The organism is Methylobacterium sp. Leaf466 (genome assembly GCF_001425565.1).
Classification (GTDB): domain Bacteria; phylum Pseudomonadota; class Alphaproteobacteria; order Rhizobiales; family Beijerinckiaceae; genus Methylobacterium.
The window spans coordinates 383,708-404,385 of the sequence record NZ_LMRC01000031.1 but is presented as its reverse complement, the minus strand read 5'-3'; the positions used below and the strand labels follow the sequence as shown (position 1 = coordinate 404,385).

Annotated in this window: 19 protein-coding genes and 1 tRNA gene; 4 read left to right on the top strand and 16 right to left on the bottom strand. The window is 70.2% G+C overall.

Translation table 11 applies throughout. The features are described 5' to 3' along the window. Positions 1–117: 117 nt before the first annotated feature. From ASG59_RS13345 to ASG59_RS13295, 11 genes are all read right to left on the bottom strand, one after another. Positions 118–1,206 (bottom strand): glycosyltransferase, encoded by a 1,089-nt coding sequence (locus ASG59_RS13345; RefSeq protein ID WP_055887789.1) that lies wholly within the window; start codon positions 1,204–1,206, stop codon positions 118–120. Continuing rightward, positions 1,203–3,266 carry a glycosyltransferase gene (locus tag ASG59_RS13340; RefSeq protein WP_244475704.1) on the bottom strand — a complete coding sequence of 688 codons (2,064 nt, stop codon included), beginning with the start codon at positions 3,264–3,266 and terminating at the stop codon, positions 1,203–1,205. Before ASG59_RS13340 ends, ASG59_RS13345 begins: the two co-directional genes overlap by 4 nt. A gap of 87 nt (positions 3,267–3,353) precedes the next feature. After that, positions 3,354–3,430, bottom strand: a tRNA-Pro gene (locus tag ASG59_RS13335). Positions 3,431–3,527: 97 nt separating this feature from the next. Next, on the bottom strand, positions 3,528–4,235 hold the full coding sequence (locus ASG59_RS13330; RefSeq protein WP_244475703.1) for a 4'-phosphopantetheinyl transferase superfamily protein: 708 nt from the start codon (positions 4,233–4,235) through the stop codon (positions 3,528–3,530). Positions 4,236–4,732: 497 nt separating this feature from the next. Next, positions 4,733–5,605 carry an RNA polymerase factor sigma-32 gene (locus ASG59_RS13325; protein WP_055887801.1) on the bottom strand — a complete coding sequence of 291 codons (873 nt, stop codon included), beginning with the start codon at positions 5,603–5,605 and terminating at the stop codon, positions 4,733–4,735. Between the two features lie 281 nt (positions 5,606–5,886). After that, positions 5,887–6,462, bottom strand: coding sequence for a CarD family transcriptional regulator (locus tag ASG59_RS13320; RefSeq protein ID WP_055887804.1), 576 nt, complete (start codon positions 6,460–6,462; stop codon positions 5,887–5,889). A gap of 495 nt (positions 6,463–6,957) precedes the next feature. After that, positions 6,958–7,296: a ferredoxin FdxA gene (fdxA, locus tag ASG59_RS13315; protein ID WP_055887807.1), complete on the bottom strand. Its 339-nt coding sequence runs from the start codon at positions 7,294–7,296 to the stop codon at positions 6,958–6,960. Positions 7,297–7,520: 224 nt separating this feature from the next. After that, positions 7,521–7,814 carry an RNA-binding S4 domain-containing protein gene (locus ASG59_RS13310; RefSeq protein WP_055887810.1) on the bottom strand — a complete coding sequence of 98 codons (294 nt, stop codon included), beginning with the start codon at positions 7,812–7,814 and terminating at the stop codon, positions 7,521–7,523. 17 nt (positions 7,815–7,831) lie between these two features. Next, the gene (locus ASG59_RS13305; RefSeq protein ID WP_056409308.1) at positions 7,832–11,263 is read right to left on the bottom strand and encodes a helicase-related protein; all 3,432 of its coding nucleotides are present in this window, start codon (positions 11,261–11,263) and stop codon (positions 7,832–7,834) included. 76 nt (positions 11,264–11,339) lie between these two features. Beyond that, positions 11,340–11,720, bottom strand: coding sequence for a hypothetical protein (locus ASG59_RS13300; RefSeq protein WP_056409306.1), 381 nt, complete (start codon positions 11,718–11,720; stop codon positions 11,340–11,342). Positions 11,721–11,725: 5 nt separating this feature from the next. Beyond that, positions 11,726–12,589 carry a DUF3108 domain-containing protein gene (locus tag ASG59_RS13295; RefSeq protein WP_056282883.1) on the bottom strand — a complete coding sequence of 288 codons (864 nt, stop codon included), beginning with the start codon at positions 12,587–12,589 and terminating at the stop codon, positions 11,726–11,728. A 505-nt stretch (positions 12,590–13,094) separates the two neighbouring features. Between ASG59_RS13295 and rpmB the strand changes: the two genes are divergently transcribed. Both rpmB and ASG59_RS13285 read left to right on the top strand, forming a co-directional pair. Then, a complete protein-coding gene (gene rpmB, locus ASG59_RS13290; protein ID WP_056282880.1) occupies positions 13,095–13,400 on the top strand; it encodes a 50S ribosomal protein L28 in 306 nt (101 codons plus the stop codon). A gap of 150 nt (positions 13,401–13,550) precedes the next feature. Further along, a complete protein-coding gene (locus ASG59_RS13285; RefSeq protein WP_055887825.1) occupies positions 13,551–14,483 on the top strand; it encodes an AEC family transporter in 933 nt (310 codons plus the stop codon). Positions 14,484–14,488: 5 nt separating this feature from the next. Here ASG59_RS13285 and cobT read toward each other — a convergent pair whose 3' ends face one another. The 4 genes from cobT to ASG59_RS13265 form a co-directional block, all read right to left on the bottom strand. Beyond that, positions 14,489–16,390 (bottom strand): cobaltochelatase subunit CobT, encoded by a 1,902-nt coding sequence (gene cobT / locus ASG59_RS13280; protein WP_056409304.1) that lies wholly within the window; start codon positions 16,388–16,390, stop codon positions 14,489–14,491. Between the two features lie 27 nt (positions 16,391–16,417). Continuing rightward, positions 16,418–16,912, bottom strand: coding sequence for a DUF29 domain-containing protein (locus ASG59_RS13275; RefSeq protein WP_056409302.1), 495 nt, complete (start codon positions 16,910–16,912; stop codon positions 16,418–16,420). An 18-nt stretch (positions 16,913–16,930) separates the two neighbouring features. Beyond that, entirely contained in the window at positions 16,931–17,914 is a 984-nt protein-coding gene (gene cobS, locus ASG59_RS13270; RefSeq protein ID WP_055887835.1) for a cobaltochelatase subunit CobS, read from the bottom strand. Between the two features lie 239 nt (positions 17,915–18,153). After that, a complete protein-coding gene (locus ASG59_RS13265; RefSeq protein WP_056409301.1) occupies positions 18,154–18,780 on the bottom strand; it encodes a DnaJ domain-containing protein in 627 nt (208 codons plus the stop codon). A gap of 117 nt (positions 18,781–18,897) precedes the next feature. Between ASG59_RS13265 and ASG59_RS13260 the strand changes: the two genes are divergently transcribed. Then, positions 18,898–19,182 (top strand): BolA family protein, encoded by a 285-nt coding sequence (locus ASG59_RS13260; RefSeq protein ID WP_055887842.1) that lies wholly within the window; start codon positions 18,898–18,900, stop codon positions 19,180–19,182. 18 nt (positions 19,183–19,200) lie between these two features. Further along, positions 19,201–19,623, top strand: coding sequence for an alternative ribosome rescue aminoacyl-tRNA hydrolase ArfB (gene arfB / locus ASG59_RS13255; protein WP_055887845.1), 423 nt, complete (start codon positions 19,201–19,203; stop codon positions 19,621–19,623). Between the two features lie 8 nt (positions 19,624–19,631). On the opposite strand, the gene ASG59_RS13250 is transcribed toward arfB, so the two are convergent. After that, on the bottom strand, positions 19,632–20,432 hold the full coding sequence (locus ASG59_RS13250) for a YoaK family protein (RefSeq protein ID WP_156387759.1): 801 nt from the start codon (positions 20,430–20,432) through the stop codon (positions 19,632–19,634). Positions 20,433–20,678: the final 246 nt, after the last annotated feature.

Below are 20,678 nucleotides of genomic sequence, written 5' to 3'. Positions count from 1 at the left end.
GGCGACAATCGCCGGCCGGTCAACGCGTGCGTCTACCGAGATCGCGATCCCCGGTGCATGACCGGCGGCGGACCCGCCGCAGGGCCGTCGCGGGATGCGGCTGCGGCCTTTTCACGATCAGGGCCCGACCACCGCCTCCGGATCGTCCGCGTAGGCCTCGACGCCGCGAACCAGGAAGGCCCGGAAGCGTTCGGCGTCGGCGCCGGCTAGGGCGTTCCAGCGGGCGACGTTGGGTCTGGCGCGGGCCGCCAGCTCGCCGAGCCGCCCTGTCCGGACCGCCTCGATCAGGGTCGCGGCCGCCTTGCCCGGATCGTCCGGAGCGATGAAGAGGCCGGAGGAACCCAGCACCTCGGCGAAGACCTCGCCCTCGGGCGCCACCACCGGCATGCCGCCATGCTGGAGTTCGAGCAGCGGCAGGCCGAGACCTTCGGCGCGTGACGTCGAGATCAGGAGGTGGCAGCGCCCGGCCAGCGCCTTCAACCCGGCATCGTCGAGATAGCCGTGCAGGGTGAGGAAGGGAGGCGGATCGGCGAGGAAGGCATGCTGCCCCCAACCGGTCCGGCCGACGACGTGAAGCTCGGCCGGCATGCCGGCGGCGTTGAGGGCGGCGACGATGGCGATGGCCGCCGGGTAGTCCTTGCGTGGTTCGATGGTTCCCACCGCCAGCAGGCGCAGGGGATCACCGGGCCGATGGACCGCCGGGCCGCTCATGTCGGCGAGGCCGAAGACATCGCGCACCGGCGGCCGCAGCAGGGCGACCAGGGCATCGTCCCGGCAGAAGGCGCGCAGGGCGGCGCCGGTGGTACGCGAGATGACGAGGAACCGCTGCCCGAAGCGCGCCGCGAAGCGGAAGCTCGGCGCCATGTAGACGCGGCTCTTCCAGTTCAATTCCTGCGGCCGCGTGATGAGAAAGGTGTCGTAGACGTAGGTGATGCACCGTTCGCCGAGGAGCACGCTGAGGGGGCCGGGCGGGAAGCCGGGGAAGACGAAGAGCGCCGACCGGTCGGCGAGGCCCAGGGCCGGCAGCCCGACCTGCTGCCAGGCGACGAGGCTGGCGAGCCCGCTGCTCCTGATCTCGCGCACCTCGTGCGGCGCCAGGGTCTGCGAGGACACGAGCTCCATCGCCACCCGCTCGATGCCGGTGACGTGGCCGCGCAGGTGGGTCTGGTCGACATAGATCCGCCTGCGATCGGATGCGCTGGTCATCGGGACGTCCCGTTCAGGCGGCGCCGGGCGAGGCTGGCCAGGTGGAGGAAGCGCCGGAGCCACGGCGGCATTCCCCGCCCCAATACGGCGTGCTTGGCCCGGCGCAGGTATCGCGTGGCAGCACCCCTGTCGGCGGGCACCGTTCCCGTCTCCCCCGGATGGCGGCGCGCGGCGAAGGCGTAATACCCCAGGAGATCAGGCGACAGCCGGACGCGGCCGCCGAGGGCGCTCGAGGCCGCGAAACCCTCCCGGCGGGTCACGTCGTCGAAGCGCAGGGCCGCCGCCGCGTAGCTGTTGCGGTTCTCCAGCGCGATGCGGCCCCAGGCGCCGAGATCGCGGCGCAGGCCGGCATCGTCGATCAGCCGCGCGAGCAGGGCCGCGAGCGCCATCGGGTCGGTGGGGGCGAGGAGGCCCGAGACGCCGTCGATGACGGCGGTGGTGAGGCCGCAGGAGCGGTAGGCGACCGTCGGCGTTCCGCACAGCCCGGCTTCGATCGGCGTCTGGCCGAGGGTCTCGGTCTGGCTGGCGGTGAGGTAGACGTCGCAGGCGCGGTACCAATCGGCCAGCACCGCCTCGTCGCCGATCGGCCCGGTGCTGATGAGATCGGGCAGGCCGAACACGGACGGATCGTCGAGCCGCCCGGCCGCCACGAAGCGGATGCCCGGCCTCGCCACGCGACGGAAAATCGCCACCAGATCGGCAAAGCCCTTGCCCGGTGCATCCACGATCACCGCCCCGAACATCACGATGACGTCGTCCGGCGGCAGGCCGAGCCGGCGCCGCAGGTCGGCGCGGTCGCCGGGGCGAAAGACGCCCGTGGGGAAGGCGAGGTCGATCTGGGCGATCCGTGTCGAGGCCGGCGCGAGATCGCGCGCCGCCTCTCGCGTCCAGGCGGAATTGGCCAGGAGCAGGGGCGCGCCGGCCTCCACCAGCACGTCACGCTTGTCGCCATGCGCACGCGCGATCCGGCTCGGGGCCAACTGGGGATAATAGTCCGGTGACGGGCAGGCGGCGCTGCAGCCGTTCGCGATGATCGCGCACCCCTTGGGGAAGGCGCAGCGGCCGGTGAGTGGAAACAGGTCGTGCAGGACGGCGACGACCGGCAGGTGCTTCCCCAGGCGGGCGAGGACGCGGGTGCTGCGGGTGGTGCCGTGGAGGTTGCCGGCGAGGACGAGGTCGTGGCCGCCCGCGAGGATCGCTTGTTCCGAGCGTGGAAAGGCGTCCGTCCATTCGGCGGCGGCCGGCGGCGATTCGTCGGCTAGCCTGACGTGGGCGATGCGGTGGCCCGCCAGGCCCAGCGCCTCCGCGAGGCGGCGATGTGCGATGCCGGCGCCGGCCGTGTAGCCGATGTCGGTGAGCGAGACGATCGACAGGCCGGCGGCCGGCGGGTGCGCCCCATGGGCCTCGGTGTCGACCCGCTGCAGCACCACCGGCCTGCCGACCCGCGCGAGGCGGGCGCCGTTAGCAGCCATGCGCCGCCAGAGGTCCGTCATCGGCTGCGTGCCGGACAGGTCGAGGCCGCCGGCTCGTTCAATGGCGCGCCGGTCGAGGAGCCATTCTCCGAAGCCGGGTGGGGCGGCGTCCTGTATCGCCAGGGCGGTCGCGCCGATTCGGCCGGGGGGATGGGCGACGACGTCGATGGCGAGGACCGCACGGTCGTAAAGGACCCGCAGGCCGGTCACCACCTGCGCACCCGTCATGGCCGCTTCGAACGCCATCGCCGCCACGGCATCCGGTGCGAGGAGGTCGCCCGCGCGCAGCACGATCACCGCATCGGCATCACGGCCCGCGACCGAGCGTTCGAATGTCGAAGGGCTCGCCGCGGCGATCCGATGGTCGAGTGCCGGGTAGGTCTGGCGGTGGATCGCGGCCAGTGTCGCCGCAAGGCCGGTGGCGTCGCCCCCTTCCAGGACGATGACCGTGACCGAAGGCCAGGGACTACCGTCGGGAAGGGCAAGGGGCAGAGGCGGGGAGGGTTCGGCGTCGAACGGCCACCCGGCGACGCCGTGCGCCGCCTCACCGAACCGCGCCGTTCCAGGGTCCGGGACCGTCGCCAGCACGTATCCCGCCAAACGGCCGATTGCCTCAGAACCGTGTCCGGCTCGCCCAAGGCATTCGGCGACGATGGAAACGGTATGCGGGAAAATTGGTCGGAGTGATAGGATTCGAACCTACGACCCCCACGTCCCGAACGTGGTGCGCTACCAGACTGCGCTACACTCCGACAGCCGGCGTTGCCGCCGACGCCCGGAGCTATAGCGACCCCGGTCGGTCGCCGCAAGCGGATCGTTGCGGTCGTCCCGACTGTCGTCGCCGCGGCCTCACCAGCGCGCCCGCGCCCAACCGGGCTCCAGATGCAGCACCTCGCAGGCGGTATCGGGCGCCGCGATGGCGACGGCGCCGACATGGCCGGGAGCCGGTGCGAGGCGGTGCAGGCTCCAGGTCCGCCCCGCCGTCGCATCCCCATCGATGGAGACGACCCGTGCCGGTGCGGGAGGGATCGTCACGGCGAACCGGTCGAGTCGCATCGACAGACCGGCGCCGGTGGCCTTCACGAAGGCTTCCTTGCACGTCCAGCATGCGAAGAAGGCGCCGGGAAGGGCCTCCGATGTGCAGCCTTCGAGGGTCTGGATTTCGCTCGGCGCGAAATGAGCGTGCGCGACGCGCAAGGTGTCCGCGATCGGGCGTGCGACTTCGACGTCGACGCCGATGGCGCCCTGGCGCGAGACGCCGATCAGCGCAAAATCGCCGGAGTGCGACAGGTTAAAGTCGAGCCGGTCCCGTCCACAGGGCTTCAGCTCCGGCTTTCCGTTCGGCCCGGCCGCGAAGTCCAGGTCAGCGGGATCGATGCCCAGGGCGCGCCCGAGAACGAGCCGCACCGCGAGATGACTGCCGAGGAAGCGGCGGCGGTCGGCCGGCCTCAGGAAGCGGTCGGCCCGCGCGATCTCGTCCGGCGACAGGATGGCGTTGACGGCCGCAGGCCCCAGGTGCTCACGGGCGAGGTCGACGACCCAGACGCCGCTTGCCACGTCGTCCGCCGTCTTCGCGACCCGCATCTCAGGGCAAGGCCGGACCTGCCGAGGTCCCGACCTTCCGGTGGCCACGATCGAATGGCGCGGGCGCCCGGTCCGGTCGCCGTCGCATCAAGTGTGCGTGTGCCAATCCGATTGCCGCCAAGCCGCTTGCGCCGACGACGACCGTCCGAGGAAGAGCCACGCCAGATACGCGCATTCGGATGCTGCCACGACGCCGTAAACCAAGCCGCAGAAAGCCGGCCACCCCATGTCGCAAGGGACCGACACGGCGACGACCATGGGGGCCAGGACGGTGCCGACGATCAAGAGGATCGGCGTCCAGGAAGGGGAGTGATCGGTCATGGCGAACCCGCGTCGAAGGGCCCCCAGGTTTCACGGGTCCGTCGCAGGCGTACACCCCACGGCGTCCGCTAAATTCGATTTTCATGAAACGCGGACGGCGCTGTCATAAAATTGCAACGCGGCGTTCCGGTGTAGAGCGCTGCCCGACGTCAGCCGTAGACGTTGCCGCCCGTCTGCGGAAAACGCTCCGCTAGAGCGCGGCGCAGCTTCTCCAACGCGCGGTTCTCGATCTGCCGAACCCGCTCCTTGGAGATGCCGAGGCGCTGGCCCAGGGCCTCGAGCGTCGCCTGGTCTTCCGCGAGCCGGCGCTCCCGAAGGATGCGCAGTTCGCGCTCCGACAGGACGGCGAGGGCTTCGTTCAGCCACGTCAGGCGCCGTTCGCCGTCGACGGATTCGGAGACGGTCTGGTCGGGCAAGTCGGCCCCGTCGACGAGGAAGTCCATCCGTTCGGAGGAGGTCTCACCCTCGTCGCCGATGGGGGCGTTCAACGACATGTCAGGACCGGACAGCCTCGCGTCCATCAGGGCCACGTCCTCGCGGGACACGCCGATGGCGGTGGCGATGCGCCGGTGGATCTCGTCGCCCACATGCTCCTCGGTGGACTGCATGAGACGGGCACGCAGGCGTCGCAGGTTGAAGAACAGGGCCTTCTGCGCCGAACTCGTGCCGCCGCGGACGATCGACCAGTTGCGCAGGATGTAATCCTGGATCGATGCACGGATCCACCATGTGGCATAGGTGGAGAACCGTACCTCGCGCTCCGGCTCGAACCGGGCGGCGGCCTCCATCAACCCAACATGACCTTCCTGGACGAGGTCGGCCATCGGCAATCCGTAGTGGCGGAAGCGGCCGGCGATGGCGATGACGAGCCGCATGTGGGCGGAGATGAGGCGGTGCAGGGCCTGTTCGTTGCGGCTGTCCTTCCACGCGACGGCGAGGCCGCGTTCCTCGTCGCGGGCGAGGAAGGGGGCCTCCATCGCGGTACGAATGAACTGCCGACGTATCCCAGCGATATCCGCCATGCCCGCCTCCGCGTTTCCTGCATCGAGCGCGTCTGTCGCGGCCACCGGGGTTTCCCGGGCGAACAGACGACGACCTTCAGACCTTTGTCAGGCCTGCGACAACCTAGGGCGGGAGCCATGGTTCCGGGCGTCTCGCCGACGGGGCATGATGACGCGGGACCGTGCGATGAAAAAAGCCCGATGCTCGCGCACCGGGCTGTGTCGAATTCGAACCGTCGGACGACGGGGGGATGCCGGGATTTCCAGACCCGTCGTTCACCCGGTGCTCGCCGGGGGGACCCTCAGGCGGCTTCTTCCTGGACGTCTTCCTCGGGCTCGGCCTCACCCTTGGCGCGACGGGGTGATTTCGCCAGGCTTTGCTCGATCAGCTTGAGGGCCTCGGTCTCGGTGACCCGGTTCACGGCCGAAATCTCCCGCACGATCCGGTCGAGGGCCGCCTCGTAGAGCTGCCTCTCGCTGTAGGATTGCTCGGGCTGAGCCTCGGACCGGAACAGGTCGCGCACGACCTCGGTCACCGACAGGAGATCGCCGGAATTGATCTTGGCCTCGTACTCCTGGGCGCGGCGCGACCACATCGTCCGCTTGATCCGGGCGCGGCCCGTCAGCACGTCGAGGGCCTTCTTCACCAGTTCCGGCTCGGCCAGCTTGCGCATGCCGACGCTGTTGGCCTTGGCGGTGGGGACGCGCAGGACCATCTTGTCCTTCTCGAAGGAGACCACGAACAGCTCGAGCTTGTATCCGGCGATCTCCTGCTCCTCGATCGCCGTGATGCGACCGACACCGTGAGCCGGATAAACCACCGCTTCTCCCGTCTTGAAGCCTTGGCGGCCAGCCGTCGTCTTCTTAGCTGTGGTCATGCGAGAAGCGCCTCCAGAACATCACGCGGTATGAAAAACCCGCGCTGCAACGTGTCGCCCGGGGTGGGTCACCCGGTCTGAGCCCCTACCCGCCGGCCCTCTGCGAGTCTCGCAGGAGGCCACCGGGTTTCCCTGGGCTTGCCGTCGATCGGACTTCACGAATGAAGGACCGTGAGAGGCGCCGGGGCGATCCTCACAGTCGATCGCATGCGATATCCGTTTCCCAACACGACGTTGGAAGCCACCAGGAGCGGTCGGAGAAAGCACGTCAGGCGCGAACGACGGCAGGCACACCGTGTACCACAAACGGCATGGCAAATCAAAGGATTGCCGGAGCGTGTTCAGGCGGGGCGGTGGGAAACGGGCAGGATTTCGCGCTTCGGTCCTGCACGCACCCGCAGCATCACCGGCCGCCATCCGCGAGCGCGCGAGGGCCGGCAGCGCGGTCGACGGATCGTCATCGCGGTCGCCAACAGGGCGAGCGCGAGGGTTGCCTCAATCGCCCGTGCCGGGATTGGCGGAGAAATGCGCGTCGAACTTGCCGGCGATGCCGTCCCACTCCTTGGCGTCGCCCGGAGCGTCCTTCTTCTGGGTGATGTTGGGCCAGCTCTTGGCGTAGTCGGCGTTGACCTTCAGCCAACTCTCAAGGCTCGGTTCCGTGTCGGGCTTGATCGCCTCGGCGGGACATTCCGGCTCGCAGACGCCGCAATCGATGCATTCGTCCGGATGAATGACGAGCATGTTCTCGCCTTCATAGAAGCAATCGACCGGACAGACCTCGACGCAGTCCATGTACTTGCACTTGATGCAGTTCTCGGTGACGACGTAGGTCATTGAGCCTTCAGTCCTCGATCCGGTGGCCCGGAGCCCTCAAGTCGCCTCGGACTTGGTCACGGGATGGTGCGTCAGCGATCTTGCATGACGGTTAACGGGTTCGGCCGAGGGATGCCCGTTTTCGGCTTTCCTTCGGCAGCCAGGGCTCTAGACGCTGCCAAACGACGTGACAAGCGCCGGGTCGGCGCAGGTCCCGGTCCGTACGCTCCCTCGGTACTCCCACATCACGCGTTGGTCGCCGGATCGGAGGCGCCTGCGGACAGGTCGTCGTAGAGGAGGCGCGCCTCCGGGGCCGGCCCGCGCCGGTCCCCGAGATCGCGGATCCTGACCGTCGCGGTGGCATGGGCGGCCGCCACGGTGAGGACGTCGCCACAAGCCACGGCCCGCGACGTGCTCTGCGCCCGTACGCCGTTGACCCGGACGAAGCCGTCGGTGACGAGGCGTGCGGCCAAGGCGCGGGACTTGGCGAACCGCGCGAACCAGAGCCACTTGTCGAGCCGCTGCCGGTCGGCCTTCATCGCCCGCCGCGATCGCCCTAACGCTTGCCGCCGTCTCCCGCCTCAAGCTGCGCCTTGAGGGCGGCGAGCTTGGCGAAGGGCGAATCCGGGTCCGGGGCCCGCTCGCGCCGGGCCGGCCGCTGGTCCTCGCGCGGGGGTGCGTTTCGCGGCTCGTCGCGGCGCTCGGGGCGGGTGCGGCCCGGCTCGAAACGCTCGCGGCGCTGCGGCCGGCCGCCCTCGGGCCGGGCTTCGCGGCCTTCCGCGCCGGGGCGGGGTGCCTCGCCCGAGCGGTTGCGCCGGTTGTCGGGAGCGCCGGCCGCGCCGGGGCGGCGATCCTGCTGGCCGCGGTCGTCCTGACGGCCAGCCCCTGGGCCGCGACCGGCCGAGGCCGGCGCATCGCGTCCGCCACGGGGCCGGTTCTGGCGCGGGTTGGGATTGCGCTGCTGGCGCTGGAGACGCCAGACCTCGGTCACCACGCCTTCCGCAGCGGGCTCTTCCGCTTCGGCGGGAGCCTCGACCGATTCCGACGAGGCATCCCCGGCGACCACGTCGACATCGCCGGCAATCGCAGCCGCATCGGCTACCGGCTCGGGCGTCTCCTGCTCGGCCGCCGCATCGTCCGATGCGACTTCGGCGCTTGTCTCGGCGACGGCCTCTTCGACCGCGGCCGGCGTCTCGTCGGGCAGGACGGAATCGGGAGTCGAGCCCGGAACGACCTGCGAGCCGGCCTCGGCGATCTCTTCTGGCGCGGTGGTTACTTCAGGCGCGAAGGTTTCTTCGGCCTCGGCGATCGCTTCGGGCGCGGCGACCGCATCCGGCTCCACCGGCATCTCCTCGACGGTCGCGCCCGCTTCCGCGTCGGGTGCGGTCGGCTCGGGGGCGCTCTCGGCGTCCTGTGCCGCCGCAGCGATATCGCCATCGCGGGGCTCGTCGCCGGCTTCGGCCGCGGCGGCCGGCGAGATCGGCTTGGTGGCCGCCGCCGGGATCAGCGGCACGGTGATCGCCGTACCCGGTCGGGTTTCGGGCGCGTAGCCCAGCGACTTCAGGATCGACGCGAAATCCTCGCCCGAGCAGCCGACCAGGGAGGTCATGCCCACCGTCGGCACGAAGGTATCCTCGTCGGCCGCTCCCGCCGGCGCGTCGCCCGCCGTGGTGCCGGGCCGGTAGGCGATGGCCGGGCGGATCAGGTCGGCCAAGCGCTCGAGGATGTCGACGCGCACGGCCCGTTCGCCGCACACCCGGAAGCCGGCGGCGCGGTAGAGCCCCTTGGCGATCTCGGGGTCGACCTTGATCGAGGTGCGGCCGGAGCCGGCCAGATGCGCGATCTCGTCGAGGCCGCGCTGGTCGAGGCCGCCGTTCTTGAGGGCCCAGAGCTGGGCCGCGAGGGTGCGCGGCGCCGGCTTGAGGAGGGCCGGCAGGAAGATGTGGTAGGCGCCGAACCGGACGCCATGACGGCGCAGGGCGCCGCGGCCGTCCTGGTCGAGGCTGCGCATCTCGTGCATCACCTTCGACCGCTCGAGGACGCCGAGCGCCTCGACCACCTGGTAGCCGATGCCCTTGGACAGGCCGACGAGGTCGGCCGCGGTCTCGATCTCCATCAGCGGCCCGAGCAGGCGCACGACATGCGCCTTGAGCCAGGCGGTGAGCCGCGCCTCGACCTTGTCGCGGGCGGGACCGGTGAGCTGCTCGTCGGCCAGGAGGCGGATGTGCGGCTCGAACAGCTTGTCGCCGGGCGTCAGCTTGGCGACGGGGTCGCCGGTCCAGCGGATCACGCCGTCGTGCGACAGCACGACGACGGAATCGGCCGCCGCCGAGAACCGCTCGGCCCGCGCCTCGATCTCGCCGGCCAGGGCCTTCTCGGCGGCACTGCGCAAGGTCTTGGCCTCATGGCCCTCCGCGCCCGGATCGGGCACGAACTGGAAGCCATGCAGGTGGCCGACATGCTGCCCCTCGACGGTGACATCGCCGCCGGCGGTGATCTCAGCTTCCAACATCGTCTTCTCTCTGAGGCGCCGCATCAGGACGCTGGTGCGCCTGTCGACGAAACGGCTCGCAAGGCGCTCGTGCAGGGCATCGGACAGCCTGTCCTCTACCCGACGCGTCTCGCCCTGCCAATGCAGGGGATCGCGAAGCCAGTCGGGGCGATTCGCGACGAAGGTCCAGGTCCTCCCCTGCGCGATCCGCTGGGACAGCGCGTCGATGTCGCCGTCGATGCGGTCGATCATGGCGACGTGCTTGGCGAACCAGTCGTCAGGGATGCGCCCGGCCATCCCCCGCATGAGGAAGCGGTAGAGCTGGGCCACGAGGTCGGCGTGGGTCTGGGGATGGACCTTGCGGTAGTCGGGCACGCCGCAGGTGTCCCACAGCCGCTGCACCGCCGCCCGTCCCTGCGCTAGGTCGCGGATGTCGTCCTCGCGCATCAGGATTTCCAGGGCCGACTGGTCCTCGCCCATGGGCGCGCGGGTCAGGCCCTTTTCGTGCGGATGCTCGTCGAGGCTTTCCTGCAGGGCCTTGAGAGAATCGAAGGCGAGGTCCGGGTTGCGCCATTGCAGGACGCGCAGGGGCTCGAAGCTGTGGCTCTCCAGGGCCTCGACCATCTCGGGCTCGAAACCCGGGCAGCGGCCGGTGGACCCGAAGGTGCCGTCCGACAGGTGGCGCCCGGCCCGTCCGGCGATCTGGCCCATCTCGGGGGGCGTCAGCTTGCGGAAGCGGGTGCCGTCGTACTTCCAATTGGCGGCGAAGGCGACGTGGTCGACATCGAGGTTGAGGCCCATGCCGACCGCGTCGGTGGCCACGAGGTAGTCCACGTCGCCGGACTGGTAGAGCTCCACCTGGCTGTTGCGGGTGCGCGGCGACAGGGCGCCGAGCACCACCGCCGCCCCGCCGCGCTGGCGCCGGATCAGCTCGGCGATGGCGTAGACCTCCTCGGCCGAGAAGGCGACGATGGCGGTGCGTCGTGGCAGGCGCGAGAGCTTCTTGTCGCCCGCGAAGGTGAGTTTCGACAGGCGCGGCCGGGTCGTGGTCTCGATGCCGGGGATCAGCGACTGCACCAGCGGCAGCATGGTGGACGAGCCGATCAGCAGGGTCTCGTCGCGGCCGCGCTGGTGCAGCAGGCGGTCGGTGAAGACGTGGCCGCGGTCCATGTCGGCGGCGAGCTGGATCTCGTCGATGGCGACGAAGGCGAGGTCGAGGTCGCGCGGCATCGCCTCGATGGTGCAGATCCAGTAGCGCGGCCGGTCCGGCTTGATCTTCTCCTCGCCGGTGACGAGGGCGACCTTGTCGACCCCCACCCGAGCCACGACGCGCAGGTACACCTCCCGCGCCAGCAGCCGCAGCGGCAGGCCGATCATGCCGGTCTGATGCGCCAGCATCCGCTCGATGGCCAGATGCGTCTTGCCGGTATTGGTCGGCCCGAGCACCGCCGTGACGCCGCGCGAGCGGGCCTGCGGGGGGAGGGAACGGCGGGTCATCGTGAGGGAGCGGTCCCTTGGGGCGAAGAGGCCGTCGGCGCGGGAGATCGAGGATCGCGCGAGGAAACGACGAGGGTCAGTCGCTCCGATACCGTGGCGCGGAACGCCGCGCCGGAGCGCGATCCCCTTCATATGGGGCGCGACCCCGCCCGGCGCCAACCATGCCGTCGTCGCGGCCGGGGTCGCCCAGGCCCGGCACGTCCCCCAGGCCCGGTACGCCGTAGATCTCGATCCGGGTCGAGCCGGCGCGGGGCGCTACGTCGGCGCAGAGGGTGTCGGGGACGCTGGTGAGCGGCCCGCGCCGCGGCGGCCGGCCCTCGATCACCTGCGCGGAGGAATAGGCGTCCCCGCCACAGGAGGATCCGGACTCGAGCACCTCCGCCAGGGCCGGCCCGGTCAGGAGCGTGGCCAGGATCGCCGGGAGCGCCAGAATTGCCGGGGACGCGATGCCGCGCATCCGCCCTATCGTCCGTCGAGGCTCGCGACCGCGCCCGAGCCCGGAGTGGCGGCGGTGGTGGCGCCGCCGCTGCGCACCCAGCGGGTCGCCTCGATGATGTTGGTGCCGATGGTGGTGCGCACCGCGATACGCACCGGCAGCAGCACGCGGGTGCCGTCCACGGGCGCCAGCCACACCGACATGTCGCGGTTGTCCTCCATGAACTTCACGCCCGGCCGGTCGGGCCGATGGCCGGCGATGGGCTGGTAGCGGGCGTTGCAGACCAGCACCGGGCCGGAATAGCCGGGCTTTTCGACCATGCGGGTCTCGCCGTAGCTGAGGGTCACGTTGAAGCGGGTGGCACCGTCGAACACCGGCAGGGTGCGGTTGCAGTTCTCGGGGTCGGTGAGGGCGCCCTTGCCGATGGCCGGCATCATCAGGGCGCTGGCGGGGTCGATCACGCCCTTGCGGTTGGCGGCGGTGATCGGCACGCGGTCGCCGAGGTCGACGAGCGGCGGCGTGATCTCGGCCTGGGTGACGTTGCCGCCGGCCAGCGCCATCCGTACGGCGATGCCGGCGTTCGACGTCTTGGTGGCGATGGCGAAGGTGCTCGGCTGAGGTGCGGCGGTGATGAGGCCGCTGGCGCGGGCCGAACCCATGCCGCCGGTGACCGCGCCGACGAGGCCGGTGAGACGCGCCGACACGTCCATCCGGTAGCGGGTGCCCTCGAACGAGCCGGAGACCTGCGCGGTCCCGATCGGGATGCCCGCGAGGTTGACGCCGTACTCGACGGTGACGAGGGCGGGGCTGGCCTTCGGCTTCGCGTGGGCGGGGACGGCAGCGACCGTCGTGAGTGCGAAGGCGATGACGAGAAGGCGCGTGGCGCTCATGGGCTCAGGAACTCGGGTTCTCGCGAGGCCGCGCGACGTCGCATGCGTGCCGCCGGACGGGCCGACCTGACCCGACGCTCGCATCGTCGCCCGTTGATGGTTAACACATCGTTCGAGCGTGTCGCCACGGCCGGGCGCCGCCCGCAGGAGAATGGGGTGAAAGCCGATCGTCGATGACACGGGTCGCGAAGAGCGCCCCGCGCAGCGGGCTTGTGGAGGACATCGCTCCTGCAAGGCGTCGAGCGAAGCGAATGCCCGGGCCGCGGATGCGGCCGCGGGCGCCTGAGGCCTCCCCGACGATCACGGGGCACCGGGGTCACCCGATGGCCCTGATCGACCCATCGTCAGCCTTGACGGATACCCTCCCCAGCCCCTATAGCCTCGCGCCTCCAATGACAGCGCCGGTCGATCGGATCGGGCGTGCGTGAGGCTTTCGTTCGCGGTGCGGGGACAGCCTCCCGCCGAGCCGGCCGGCCTTCGCGAAACGAAAACGGGATTTTTGACCATGTCGCGCCGTTGCGAACTCACGGGCAAAGCCGTGCAGACCGGCCACCTCGTGAGCCACTCGAACCGCAAGACCAAGTGCCGGTTCCTGCCGAACCTGTGCCAGGTCACGCTGCAGTCGGACGCCCTCAAGCGCCGGGTGCGCCTGCGCGTCACGGCCCACGCCCTGCGCTCGGTGGAGCACCGCGGCGGCCTCGACGCCTTCCTCATCAAGGCCCGCGAGATCGAGCTGTCGCAGGCCGCCCGCCTCATCAAGCGCGAGCTGCACAAGAAGCTCGCCGAGGTCGAGACCCCGGTCGCCGCCTGACCGGCGACGCGTCGGCACGTCGAAGCGCGTGCCGGCCCCAAGGATCGGATCCCAAGGATCGGATCGAGGTCGTGTCCATCGAAAAGACCGCTTCGCGCCTGACGCGCAGCGGTCTTTTCGCGTTTTCCCTCCGGCGTCAGCGAGTGACACCTGACCGGCATCGTCGCCCTCATCGTGCCGATCTTCGGGATCGTGCTCCTCGGCTGGGCGGCGGCCCTGGCCGGGGTCCTGTCCGAACGGGTGAGCGACGGACTCTCGGAATACGTCTTCGCCCTCGCGGTGCCCGCCCTGATCCTCGATACCCTGACGCGGCCGGGGCTCTCGGGGGAGATCACCCCGAGCTACTGGATCAGCTACTTCGGCGGGGCGGCGGTGGCCTGGGCGATCGGCTCGCTGATCGCACGGCGACGCGGGGGCATCGACCGGCGCGGCGCCGTCCTGCACGGCTTCGCCTCCAGCCAGTCGAACACGGTCTTCGTCGGCGTGCCGATGATCCTGCAGGCCTACGGCGAGGCCGGAGCCTTCCCGCTGTTCATGCTGCTCGCCGTGCATCTGCCGCTGATGATGGGTGCCGCGACCTTCCTCATCGAGGCTGACGGGGACAAGTCGTTCCTGGCGCGCCTGCGCGGGCTGGCGTGGGTGCTGGTGCGCAACCCGATCATCGTCGCCCTGGTGCTCGGGCTCACCTTGCGCCAGTTCGCGATCGTCCCGTCCGGGCCGGCCAAGCAACTCATCGACGCCGTGGCCGGCACGGCGTCGGTCTGCGCCCTCATCGCGCTCGGCGCGGGCCTGCGCCGTTACCGCCTCGTCCACGACCTGCCCGGCGCCCTGTCGATCGCGACGCTCAAGCTCGGCATCCATCCCTTGGTGGTCTGGGTGCTCGCCTTCCACGTCTTCACCATGCCGCCGGCCTATGCCGGCGTGGCGGTGCTGTTCGCGGCGATGCCGGTGGGCATCAACGCCTACCTGCTGGCCAACCGCTACGACACCGAGAAGGGTCCCATCGCCGCCGCGATCCTCGCCTCGACCCTGCTGGCGATCCTCTCGACCGCCGGCTGGCTGTGGGTGCTGGGACGGGTGTAGGCCCGTCAGCGACGGCCGCCGCCCTTCCGGACGGGACGGCCGGTATCCTTGGCATCCTCCTCGAACAATTCCGCCAGCTTTTCGGTCATGGCGCCGCCGAGGTCCTCCGCATCGATGATCGTCACGGCGCGGCGATAGTAGCGCGTCACGTCGTGGCCGATGCCGATGGCCAGGAGCTCCACCGGCGAGCGGGTCTCGATGTCCTCGATCATCCAGCGCAGGTGGCGTTCGAGGTAGTTGCCGGGGTTCACCGACAGGGTCGAATCGTCGACCGGGGCGCCGTCGGAGATCACCATCAGGATCTTGCGCTGTTCGGTGCGGGCGAGCAGCCGCTTGTGCGCCCAGTCCAGCGCCTCGCCGTCGATGTTCTCCTTCAGCAGGCCCTCGCGCATCATCAGGCCGAGGTTCTTTCGCGCGCGGCGCCAGGGGGCGTCCGCCGACTTGTAGACGATGTGGCGCAGGTCGTTGAGGCGGCCGGGCGTGTTGGGCTTGCCGGCCGAGAGCCACGCCTCGCGCGACTGCCCACCCTTCCAGGCGCGGGTGGTGAAGCCCAGGATCTCGACCTTGACGCCGCAGCGCTCCAGCGTGCGGGCCAGGATGTCGGCGCAGGTCGCCGCCACGGTGATCGGGCGCCCGCGCATCGAACCGGAATTGTCGAGGAGCAGCGTGACGACCGTGTCGCGAAAGTTGGTGTCCTTCTCCTGCTTGAAGGAGAGCGGCTGGAACGGGTCGGTGACCACACGCACGAGGCGGGCCGGGTCGAGCTGGCCCTCTTCGAGGTCGAAGTCCCAGGCGCGGTTCTGCTGCGCGAGCAGCCGGCGCTGCAGGCGGTTGGCGAGGCGCCCGACGACGCCCTGGAGATGGGCGAGCTGTTTGTCGAGGTAGCTGCGCAGGCGCGCCAGCTCCTCGCCGTCGCAGAGATCCTCGGCGTGGATGATCTCGTCGAAGCGGGGGTTGAACACCTTGTAATCGGGGCCGCGGGCCTCGTTCACCTTGGTGGGCGGCGGCCGCCATGACTCGGAGGCTTCCTCCGATTCCGCGTCCTCGGCCTCGTCGGGCAGTTCGCCCGATGGCGCGTCGGCGGATTCGGTGGCGCCCTCCTGGAGGTCGTCGGCGGCCTCCTCGGAAGAATCCATCTCGGCCTTGTCGCCCTGCGACTGCTCCTCGGCGTCGCCGTCGCTGGGCTGCTGCTCGTCGTCCTGCGAATCGTTGTCGTCGTCGTTGTCGTCGTCGTCCGGATCGAGGGGGGTCTCGTCGGCTAGGTCGAGGGAGGACAGCAGTTCGCGCACGGTGCGGGCGAAATGGCGCTGGTTCTCGATCGACCCGAGCAGGCCGTCGAGGTTCGTGCCGGCCTTGCCCTCGATGTGCTCGCGCCAGAGCTCGACGATCTTGCGCGCGGCGAGGGGCGGCGCCTGTCCGGTGAGGCGTTCGCGCACCATCAGGGCGACGGCGTCCTCCATCGGTGCGTCGGCGCGGTCGGTGATGTCCTCGTATTTGCCGCCGCGGTGATAGCGGTCCTCCAGCATCGCCGAGATGTTGCTGGCGACCCCCGACATCCGCCGCGAGCCGATCGCCTCGACGCGGGCCTGCTCGACCGCATCGTAGACCGCCCGCGCCGCCGCGTTCTCGGGAGCGAGACGGCGATGGACGCCGACGTCGTGGCAGCCGAGCCGGAGCGCCATGGAATCGGCGTTGCCGCGCAGGATCGCCACGTCCCCGGGCGTCAGTTTTCGCGGAGGCTCGGGCAGGCGGGCCTTGTCGCCGGTGAGCGCCGGCCGGTCGCTGGCATAGGTCACCTCGACCTCGGCGCGCTTGGCGATGGCGCGCAAGCAGCCGGCCACCGAACGCTTCAGGGGCTCGGAGACGGGCTCGCGTCGGTCACCGGTCTTGCGGTTGGAGATGGACATTCTTCAGGGTGATTCCGGTTCGAGCGCCTATGCCTCGGCCAAAGAGAATGGCCGCGAGGTGATCGCGTCCCAGTCGTAGGGGCACGGATCGGGAAGGGTATCCAAATCGCGTTTCATCTCGCGAGCCGCGCGCACCCGGCTGAGGTCGAAACCATCCTCGACCGCTTCGGCGATGCGGGGCCTCAACCCGGGATTCTTGCGAAGAACCTTGTCGACGCGCTTGCGCTGCTCGACGATCGTGAGGACCCAGCTCCGACTGCGCCGTTCCGGCTGATGGTCCCATTTCAGCATGTGCATCAAGAGGACTTCGAGGGCGCTTTCGAGACGATCGTATTGCTCGGCACCCACGTCGTTGAGCTCCTCCGCAATGTTCGCGACGTCGATCGTCTCGACCGCACCGGCCCGGAGCAGGGCGACCTGCTCCTGAACCCAGGTAAAGAGGTCGTCCTCGTGGCGCGTCCGCCCTCCGGAGGGGCTCGCTCCATCGGTAAGCGGCGCGCCTTTCAGAGCCGGCTCACCCATCGCGTCCTCCTATCGTCGTCAGCTCAAGGCCACGTTCGCCGCGCTCTCGGGCAATTCCTTGCCGAAGGCGCGCTGGTAGAACTCCGCCACCAGGGTGCGCTCGAGCTCGTCGCACTTGTTGAGGAAGGTGACGCGGAAAGCGAACCCGACATCGGCGAAGATCTCGGCGTTCTCGGCCCAGGTGATCACGGTGCGCGGGCTCATGACGGTGGACAGGTCGCCGTTCATGAAGGCGTTGCGGGTGAGGTCGGCGACGCGCACCATGCGGTTGACGATGTCGCGGCCGCCGTCGCGCTGGTAGTGCTGTGCCTTCGACAGGACGATGTCGACCTCGCGGTCGTGGGCGAGATAGTTCAGCGTCGTGACGATCGACCAGCGGTCCATCTGGCCCTGGTTGATCTGCTGCGTGCCGTGATAGAGGCCGGAGGTGTCGCCCAGGCCCACCGTGTTGGCGGTGGCGAACAGCCGGAAGGCCGGATGAGGGCGGATGACCCGCTTCTGGTCGAGCAGCGTCAGGCGGCCCGAGACCTCGAGCACCCGCTGGATCACGAACATCACGTCGGGCCGGCCGGCGTCGTACTCGTCGAACACCAGCGCGACGTTGTTCTGCAACGCCCAGGGCAGGATGCCGTCCTGGAAGGCGGTGATCTGCTTGCCCTCCTTCACGACGATGGCGTCCTTGCCGACGAGGTCGATGCGGGAGACGTGGCTGTCGAGGTTGATCCGGATGCAGGGCCAGTTCAGGCGCGCGGCCACCTGCTCGATGTGGGTCGACTTGCCGGTGCCGTGATAGCCGGTGACCATGACGCGGCGGTTGCGCGCGAAGCCCGCCAGGATCGCCAGGGTGGTCTCGCGGTCAAACAGGTAGTCCGGGTCGAGGTCGGGCACGTGCTCGTCGGTCTGCGAGAAGGCCGGGACCTTGAGGTCGATGTCGATGCCGAACACGTCGCGGACCGAGACGGTCCGGTCGGGGAGCGAGGCGGGCGTGTCGTCAGAGAGCATACGTGACCTCGTCGGGGCGGGGCCGGCCCTCGGGCTCGGTCCTCGCAGGGTGTGTCTCGGGCGGGGTGCCGCATCCGCGGATGAGCGGCGCTGCATGTCCCTTCACCACGGCCGGCGTCTGACGCCAAGACTGCGAACGAAGGGATCGTTCATCGCATATAGGGCCCGTCGGGCAAATTACCGTACCCGGCCCGGAAAACGGCGGGCGTGCATCGATCGTGCCGGGACGGTCCGACCGGTCAGCACAGGCCGGCCGCGCGCAGGGTGTCGTGCGCCTTGATGATGTCGCGCAGCCTCTCCTCGAACGACCGGTCGCCGCCGTTGGCGTCCGGGTGGAAGCGCTTCACCAGCACCTTGTACTGCGCCTTGATGGCGGCGGTATCGGCTCCCTCGTCGAGCCCGAGCACGTCGAGGGCGCGCAGGACCTTGGCGGAATGGCGCGGTCGCATCGGTTCGGGCGCGGCGCGCCGGGTCTTGGCGCCGACGCCTTCCGACCGCAGGACCCCGAGGGGATCGACGTAGGCCCAATCGCGGTTCGCCTCGGGCGCGTCGATCTTGCCGGCGCGGGTGGCGGGGTTGACCCCCATCGCCCAGGTCGGGCGGTGGCCGATGACCGCGTCCTTCTGATAGGCCTGGACCGCGGCGTCGTTCATGCCGTCGAAATAATTGTACGTCGCGTTGTAGGCGCGCACGTGGTCGATGCAGAAGCGCCAGTACTGGCCTTCCGCCTTGCGCCCCTTGGGGGCGCGATAGAGCCCGGCGTTCTGGCAGCCGGGCGTTTCGCACGACCCGGCGGCGGCCGCCTTGGGCTCGTCGCAGGTCGGCTTGATGCGGATACGGTCGAACAGGCGCGAGTTGAGATCCATGACAAGGCGATTATGAGGGGGGCGCCCAGGGACACAAGGGCGCCGGGCCTGATGACGCATGCCGACATCGGGGGTTGACGCCGGTAAGCCGGTGCGGGGACCGAAAAGAGGGTGACGATGGCCGAGACAGAAACGCTGAAGGCGTGGATCGCCCGGACGCTGGAGGCGTCGCTGACGCCGGTGAGCCTCGACGTCGTCGACGAATCCCATCTCCACGCCGGCCACGGCGGCTGGCGGGAGGCGGGTGAGACACACTTCCGGCTCGACGTGGTCTCCGCGGCCTTCGAGGGCAAGAGCCGGGTCGAGCGTCATCGCCTCGTCAACGCCCTCCTGGAGCCCGCCTTCCAGCGCGGGCTGCACGCCCTGGCCGTGCGCGCCCGCACGCCGGCCGACGCCGCCTGAACCGGCGGGGGAGTGCCGATGGTCCTGCAATGCACCCCCCACATCGCCATCGACGAGGCGGAGCTGGAGGAGACCTTCGTCCGCGCCTCCGGCCCCGGCGGCCAGAACGTCAACAAGCTCTCCACGGCCGTGCAACTGCGCTTCGATGCCCGCCGCTCGAGCTCCCTGCCGGACGCGGTGGCCGTGCGCCTGATGCGGCTGGCCGGGCGGCGCCTGACGGTGGACGGCGTCATCGTCATCAGCGCCCAAAGGTTCCGGACGCAGGACCGCAACCGCGCCGACGCCCGCGAGCGCCTCGCCGAACTCGTGGCCGAGGCGGCGGTACCGCCGACGCCGCGCCGGGCCACCCGCCCCACGCTGGCGTCGAAGAAGCGCCGCCTCGACGACAAGTCGAAGCGCAGCGCCACCAAACGCCTGCGCGGCGAGGCCGGCGGCGACTGAGGCTCCGATCAGGGGCGGCGTCCCGGCGAGCCGTGGACTTCGACGTCGTAGGGCTTGTCGAGGGCGGGGGCGCCGACCGGCGGAGCGCTGGCCGGGGCATCCGGCGCGGGGGCCGAGGCGCTCGTCACGTACGCGCTGCCGGGCTTTGCCAGCGTCATGACCAGGGCGATGACGGCCAGCACGCCCGCCAGGGCGGCCGGGACCAGGAAGGCGTCCTCGCCGTAGCGGTTCTGCAGCACGCCACCGACCACCGCGCCGGCGCTCAGGGCACCCCACAACGGCGCCTGGATCCAGAACGAGGGGGCCGGCTTGTGCAGGAGCAGGTTGGCGAGCCCCGTCCCGAACCGCACCACCGCGCCGGTGACGTAGGTGAGGGCCAGGCTGCGGCCGGCCTCGTCCTGCAGGGTCGCGTTCTGGAGGCCGAGCGCCAGGACGATCGGGTAGGCGTGCAGCGGCCAGGCGAAGGTGCCGTAGGGCATCACGAGGCCCGCGGTGAGCAGAAGGGCCTGCAGCGACAGGAGCACCGCCAGGCGCCATTGGCCGACCCAGGCCGCGATCAGGGTCCCGGCGAAGGCCCCGAAGCAGAAGATCAGGATCACGGACGCGACGCGGGCGGTGCTCTCCCAGTCGCCGAGGCTGACCGACACCCCGAACCGGGTGGTGTTGCCGCTCATGAACGACATGAAGAGCTGCGAGTATTCGAGGAACCCGATGGAGTCGGCGCAGCCCGCCAGGCCCGAGAGGGCGAGCGCGAGGGGAATCCGCGTCTTGCCGCTGGCGGGAAACGACTTGTTGTTCTGGTCTGCCATCCGGTGCTCCAAAAATGTCCCGGGGTGCCGCCGGCCCCGGATCCGCTCGATCGACAACGGCAGGGGCCGAAAGGCCGTATGGCCGTCCTGCCCCCTTCCCCGGCGACGAACCGGGCTGCGAGCGGGGGAGGCATCGGCCGGCCGACGCGGGCCAGCTTAGCAACAGAGATACCGCAAACCGGTTGCATCACGCAGGGCGCGGACCGTCGCGAGCGGGGGGGAGCGAACTCCGCGTCCCCACGCCCT